Origin of the sequence: Pseudoalteromonas sp. T1lg21 (assembly GCF_002964625.1) — a bacterium.
Taxonomy (GTDB): Bacteria; Pseudomonadota; Gammaproteobacteria; order Enterobacterales; family Alteromonadaceae; genus Pseudoalteromonas; species Pseudoalteromonas gelatinilytica.
The window spans coordinates 1-4,456 of record NZ_PQBX01000048.1 but is presented as its reverse complement, the minus strand read 5'-3'; the positions used below and the strand labels follow the sequence as shown (position 1 = coordinate 4,456).

At 41.0% G+C, this 4,456-nt stretch carries 4 protein-coding genes; all 4 read right to left on the bottom strand.

The genetic code is table 11. From position 1 onward, the window contains the following. Positions 1 to 18 precede the first annotated feature (18 nt). Positions 19 to 1,188: a zonular occludens toxin domain-containing protein gene (locus C2M25_RS10280; RefSeq protein ID WP_105181045.1), complete on the bottom strand. Its 1,170-nt coding sequence runs from the start codon at positions 1,186 to 1,188 to the stop codon at positions 19 to 21. Positions 1,189 to 2,909: 1,721 nt separating this feature from the next. Continuing rightward, complete coding sequence (locus C2M25_RS22195) at positions 2,910 to 3,044, bottom strand: membrane protein (RefSeq protein WP_008467240.1); 135 nt, start codon at positions 3,042 to 3,044, stop codon at positions 2,910 to 2,912. A 251-nt stretch (positions 3,045 to 3,295) separates the two neighbouring features. Next, positions 3,296 to 3,604 carry a hypothetical protein gene (locus C2M25_RS10265; RefSeq protein WP_105181042.1) on the bottom strand — a complete coding sequence of 103 codons (309 nt, stop codon included), beginning with the start codon at positions 3,602 to 3,604 and terminating at the stop codon, positions 3,296 to 3,298. After that, a partial coding sequence (locus C2M25_RS10260; RefSeq protein ID WP_199775169.1) for a replication initiation factor domain-containing protein occupies positions 3,601 to 4,456 on the bottom strand: 856 nt, incomplete at its 5' end. The genes C2M25_RS10265 and C2M25_RS10260, both read right to left, overlap by 4 nt.

The following is a 4,456-nucleotide window of genomic DNA, read 5'->3' as shown; positions in this document are numbered from 1 at the left end:
GTTGCGGGTCCCTCCCAGCTATTCTGTTAGCTCTGATGGTGCTTCATCGAACACACCAACTTTTGGAGAGTCACACGTAATGAAATCATGGTATTTACGGTATTGAATTTCGATTACACAACTAGAACGTACTGCAACGGTATATCCTGCAAGCACTAAATCACGTAGCGATAACTCAAATATATGCTGTCCATTTTGGCTGGCGCTTAGATAGTAATTCTTTGTTATCTTTCCAAGCTCGGTATACTCAGCCCATCCTGCTATGTGTAAGCCGACTTTGTAAAAGGGGTGTTTCTTTTCTTCGGCTTCTTGCTCTTTTTTCTGTTTGGCCAACAGCTCTTTTATCTCAGCTTGTTGTGCCAATATTTGATTTGTTGCAGGTACTGGAGTTTGCCCTGGCATAGAGGTTTGAGTTGCAACCGGACTATCAGAAACTAACTTTGTATTAGTTTCGTCAATCTTACTTTGTTTCTTAAAACCTAAGTAAAGAAGGAATAGGGCAACGATAAAGAAAACAATAGATCCTTTTATGAACCAGTTGTCATACCATTTTTTAATATCACTTGGTGCAGCTTCTTTTACGCTTTGGTCACTTTTCGTATGAGACTTATAAAACTTAAAATACTTAGCTTCATACTCACGTTCGTGAGTAGCAACAACAGTTGCGTTTGTTGCCGAAGACCCATCATGCACCTTTAGAATGTATTTATCATCCTGACCCATCATTGATTTTTTGATAGCACGATAATGGTTAGCCACTAAGTCGCGTATATCCCTGTCTACTTTTCTAAAGTTTTGAGTAATCAGCATTATGTCGAAACCGTAGTGACGATGCATATCGTAAAACTGTTTTACTTCCTTATCTGTGCCTTGCTGGGGAAGTGCTAAGTGACATTCATCAACAAAGAAGTAAACACGATTACCTTCTTCGTTTTGCCAATCTTCATATTGGAGGTAATGCTCTTTTTTAGAGAACGGGCGTTGCCCACCGTAGTTGTGAAACTCACCGTCAATGACTTCAATTAAGTCACGGCAATACTCACCATAAATAGAACAAAAATGTTCAACATCAAGCGGTAAGTTTGTTACTACTTTTCGTTTGTGTTCTGTTACTGTCGGGATGATATGGCGGACAACTGCTTCATAGCTTTTGCCGCCGCCTGTTTTACCAGAGATACCATGAATCATGATTAACTCCCTAATCTAACAAATGGAATTAACTGCAATAAGAACCGAATACCTAATGAAATTATTATCATGCTCATTGCTTGAGACAGTCCTAACGATGAGGCATAANNNTGAAATTAAAATAAACACTTTAAGAATTGCTAATAGGCCAGCATCAGGAACGGGAAGTTCAGAACAACCAAAATCCATAAATTGACCTAAGTTAAAACAAATACTGGTATCAGGTGCAGCGCCGCCGCCATTGAACTTAAATTGCTGTAAAAATTGATAGGCTTCTGTTTGCTGAAATTCACCTGACTTTTCTTGCCATACACCCGCAAAACCTTCTTCATATTCTGATTCATAAAAACTCGATGCATTCTCAGGGTTAAAGGAATCACCAATCTCAGTTTCAGAAATGGATTTAAGGATTTCAGCTGTGTTTTCAGATGCGCCTAATGTGTTATTTGCTGTCTTAGCGGTATTGGATGCAATGGCAGCCAATGAGCCATTCCCTTTAATTTGCTCTTTAGTCATGCCCTCGATACCCGTTTTAATCCCCGTTAATCGAGAGTTGCCAACGCCTAACTTTTTATCCAAGCCATAAAGAAGGTTATTCGTTTTAGTTGAATCGGGTGTTTCATCATTCGGGTCGTTTGGGTCTTTTGTATCAGAACCTTTTTCGGGGTCTTGGTTTTGGTCTGGAATACCGTCACCATTTGAATCAGGATAAGCACATACATACTGACCATCTACAGAGCCACAACCAGCAGGGCATTGGTTCATAATTTTGTCGCCACCATCACCCGCGACAATAATTCGATTGCACACATCATTCGGATTTACAGGGCATATAGCATAAGGGTCTGTTGAACCAACAGTTGCACATGCATTAGGGTTATCAGCGTTATCCGGTGGTGTTATGTCGGGCTTAGGGTAGGTAGGTTCTTCACCAGTGCATTGTTCACCAGTTTGTTCAAAGCCTGAGCCGAAAGGGTTTTGCTTAAATTTGCATTGTGAACCACTTGCTGTTGTGTAACAAACTGAACCTCCAGCTGGTACGTTTAAACTATCATTTGGTGGTAAAAAACTGTTATTACCAAATTCATCACAATCACTTGGGTCTGGCTCTGGTGTGCCAATTGGTTTACCACACATCATTGAAGAGCCAGAACCAACAGCAATAGTATGAAGTGGATTACCGTCAGGTGGACACGAATAAAAGTCAGACGATTGAGTCTTGTAAACACGCGCACCCATTGCAACGACATTGTTTTTCCAAGCAGTTGATTGGTTTTCATCTGCTTTAAAATTAAAGTCAACATACTGATAATTTGCATCATTCCTTGTTACGTTCTGTGTATCAAACGTATAGGAAATACCAGCATACGCACCGACACCTTGCCACGTATTTTCTAAACAAGCTGATGCGTCAGTGCCTTGAATAATAGTTATAGACTGGCGACTGTTGTATAAAGGGTATCTATCTGTGATTAGCTTATAACATTCAGTGTAACCGGTTACTTGTTCATTCTTAGCGGGAATTAAAGAATCAGGGTTGTATTCATCCTCATTCGAAGAAACAAAAAAAGCGCTAAAAAGCGCCATTGCATAAAGAGTTTTTTTCATTGGCTGCTATCCCCAACCGAAATTTTTACAAACTATGAAACCAGTTAAAGCCCCTATCAATGCACATATTGTGTAGATAAGGGCGACTATTAGGCCGCCCATATTTTTATGCCTTAAGCTTTAGCAACTGCACGCTTGGCAAGAGTGATACCCTTGTAAGCGAGTGCAACGCCAACGATTAAAACACCAGTTGCACCTACGAACGTTGCAACGCCTGCCATATCTACTGCTGCGAAAATATCAGTCATGTTGATTTCCTTTTAAAGTTTGTTTATTACCATTCGGGCTGCTTTTACTTTAAATGACAAAAACCCGAACAGAACGACGAGGCCAAAGCCCCAAGTAAATGACTCTCCAATCTCAAGAGCCGTTATCTGAATGCTTTCAACATAGGCCGCCGCATCGTGGCTAGGAACTAGAACATAGCCTGAGCATTGTTCGAGTGTTTCAGTTGTTGCGGTCAACGTGCCGTCAGCATTTAGATAAATACATTGCATGGTTAGCTAACCAGTTTTACATCTGAAACAACGTTACGAGACATGTTTTCTGGGTCAGGTTGAAGTGTTAAATCAACCTCACAAATACCGTGTTGGTCTAAGATGTTTTTAAACTTGTTATACAAAGACTGCTCATCAAGGATGTTTAAAGACTTTGGTTCAAAGCCGCATTTCTGGATTTGGTGGTCACCTTGGATAAAGTCCTTTTCAGGTACTAAGTAGCTGATAGACGAAAACGCGTAGTGCTTAGGTGCGCCAGTTTTTTGTGAAATGCCTTTACCATTTGCGGCAGATAATAGGGTTACTTTCATGGGGCTAACTCCATTTGATTTGGTGGTGATATACAGGCCTGATTAATAGAGTCGGGGATATCCCACGGGTTAAGGCCTTTGGTTAATTGGTTAATAATTTCGCTGTCAGGCAGTTCTTTAACGTGACGTAAGAAATTTAAAAACTTGCCGTAAGACTGTGCGCAATAACGTTCGAGTCTTTCAGCAACAAAAATTCCACTTACTTTTGGTTTACGTGTGGTGGTTTTAATCTCAAGACGTTTAGCGCTAACAAACTCAAAAGCAGGGTATGCAGCAGCAAAAACGGCATCGGTATTGAGAAGTGCATCCAAGGAGATAACACGGTCAATAGACCTAAGCTCAAGCTCAGCACGCACCCAATTAGGTTGAGTTTCACTTTGCATTTGCTTGCCTTTTTCATAAATACGCGCCATTTTTCCATTTTTGCGACTTCCTACATAAAGCGTGTTTCCGCCATTGGCCACGCAGTCATAACGTTTTTGCCAACCGTGTTTTTTCTTCCATAGCGCTTGTTGCTCATTAGATAATTTTTGCAGTTCGCCAGTTTGAATCCATGAGAAAGAGGGCGCTTGGTTCGTTTTACAGAAGCCGCCTTCTTCAAGATTTTGGAAGTAATTTAGAACGGATTTTTCGCCGTCATAGTCATCGTAAGCAATATCCAAACGGGTGATTTTTACGTTCGGCATTTTCTTAAGCATGGCGTGAAGTTTTGGAATATCGAGACCCGCACAACCTGCGCCAGAGAATGAAATCATCACGCCGCCATTGTTAGCACCCCAAGCAACAACGCCCGAATTTACATCATGACGGTAAAGGGTTGCTGACTTTTCATAGGTGAACATGCCGCCTGAG

Excerpts from the sequence above, each read along its gene's own strand:
- C2M25_RS10265 (WP_105181042.1), bottom strand. The coding sequence starts at position 3,604 with ATGAAAGTAACCCTATTATCTGCCGCAAATGGTAAAGGCATTTCACAA.
- C2M25_RS10280 (WP_105181045.1), bottom strand. The coding sequence starts at position 1,188 with ATGATTCATGGTATCTCTGGTAAAACAGGCGGCGGCAAAAGCTATGAA.
- C2M25_RS22195 (WP_008467240.1), bottom strand. The coding sequence starts at position 3,044 with ATGACTGATATTTTCGCAGCAGTAGATATGGCAGGCGTTGCAACGTTC.